The sequence below is a fragment of the Streptomyces sp. NPDC054975 genome (assembly GCF_053609105.1).
Map to the genome: position 1 here is coordinate 1 of NZ_JBSGWV010000114.1, position 1,523 is coordinate 1,523.

Sequence of the window (1,523 nt, forward strand, 5' to 3'; positions counted from 1 at the left end):
GTTATGAATTCCGCCCGTTACTAATTCATCCAATATAGAACTGGATGTAAGAGTTTTGACCAATTCACTAACTGGGTCCATCGTCATTTGATCGGCGCTGTAAGTATTCGCTCCATTAAATCCACAGCAGGCCCCTCCCCTTCTTGTCCACCTTTTTCAATGAACGGATACGGCGGCATTTTTGAAGTACCCCATTCTAAGAATTTCCCTCGGAACGCTACTTTTTTATTCGGACCAACAGCAACAAATTTCTCTCCGTCCTTGGATTCTCTTACATTTGAGACTGTGATATTGTCCTGCATATGAGGCTGTTGTTTATCACTTCGGTTAACGTGGCCGCGCTGCCTTTCAGCGATAATTTCACCGCCAGCCTTCAATGCTACAGGTTCAACCTTTTCAACGTCTCCACCGATTTTTTCAAAATACTGCGTTAAATCATCTATACCGTCAAAACTCATATCAGCCATTGATCCCCACCTCCTGACAAATAATCTCGAGCTCTTCTTGTAGATCATCCGGATCGTTGGTATCCAAAATATCGAAGACCCGTTCTGTCTTATTTTTAGGGAAACGTTCAACAATTCGCATATCCTGTTTTATACCCTTCCGGTAACGCACCGTGATTTTTTTTGGCGACTTAACCCCCAAAGCGCCGGCAATCATAGTTTCATTGTTTCCGAGAGAACCAGACCCTTCAACAGCTCCCCACACTGTAAATAAGTCCTCATACGAATCAATCCAATTTAATTCTTCATCCTGTATCTTGGTTTTCTTTTGAAAGGTCAGGCGATGCCGGAGTTTGCTGATCTTTTTTCTCATCTTCTTGTTCCTCCACAGATATATAACGCAGCTGCGTCAATATATTTTCAGCAGTAAAAGGGATAGACGAGCCGGTGCCCCCGGACTCATATATCCCTTTGTTTTCATACCAATGTTCAACAAGCATTTGAAGTACCAGCTCAAATTGCGGGTGCCCTTCTATATACCTGCCTATTCCATTTATGATATAGCTTTTGGCCGCAGCTATTTGTCTCAAGAGCTGGCGATCATCTTCTTCATGCTCGACCTTTAAATAGTTTTTAATAGCCTCTAAATCCATTTAGGATACACCGCCTTATTCTTGTGGCGCTTCATCTGTTCCTTTTAGTGTCTGCACCTCATTTTTCAGCTCATCAATTTGCTTCTGCAGCTGGTCAAATACTGCCTTCACCTCTGCATTCAAATGATCCATCATGACGCTTCCTGTGCCAATATTTTTGCTACGAACCGACTTTTCCAGCAGCATTTCGTGAGTAATAGAGCCGTCTGCAATTACAGCTGGATCGCCCTTTTCTCCCTTCGGCCCCTGTGGCCCTGCTTCCCCTTGAGGCCCTTGTTCTCCTGTGTCTCCCTTATCGCCTTTCGGACCTTGAGGACCAGTTTCGCCTTTCGGACCTTGAGGACCAGTTTCGCCTTTTTCACCTTGAGGGCCCTGTGGTCCGGTTTCCCCTTGTGGTCCTTGCGGGCCCGGGTCACCTTTTAAT

General features: G+C 45.0%; 3 protein-coding genes and 1 pseudogene. All 4 read right to left on the bottom strand.

Going from position 1 to position 1,523, the window contains the following annotated elements:
• Positions 1-83: 83 nt before the first annotated feature.
• Positions 84-467 (bottom strand): HK97-gp10 family putative phage morphogenesis protein, encoded by a 384-nt coding sequence (locus tag ACWF79_RS34800; protein WP_017696304.1) that lies wholly within the window; start codon positions 465-467, stop codon positions 84-86.
• A complete protein-coding gene (locus ACWF79_RS34805) occupies positions 460-819 on the bottom strand; it encodes a phage head closure protein (RefSeq protein ID WP_026113677.1) in 360 nt (119 codons plus the stop codon). The genes ACWF79_RS34800 and ACWF79_RS34805 overlap by 8 nt, the downstream gene beginning before the upstream one ends.
• Positions 752-1,099 carry a head-tail connector protein gene (locus tag ACWF79_RS34810; protein WP_017696302.1) on the bottom strand — a complete coding sequence of 116 codons (348 nt, stop codon included), beginning with the start codon at positions 1,097-1,099 and terminating at the stop codon, positions 752-754. Before ACWF79_RS34810 ends, ACWF79_RS34805 begins: the two co-directional genes overlap by 68 nt.
• Before the next feature lie 15 nt (positions 1,100-1,114).
• Positions 1,115-1,523: pseudogene (locus ACWF79_RS34815) on the bottom strand (hypothetical protein); the annotation flags it as partial.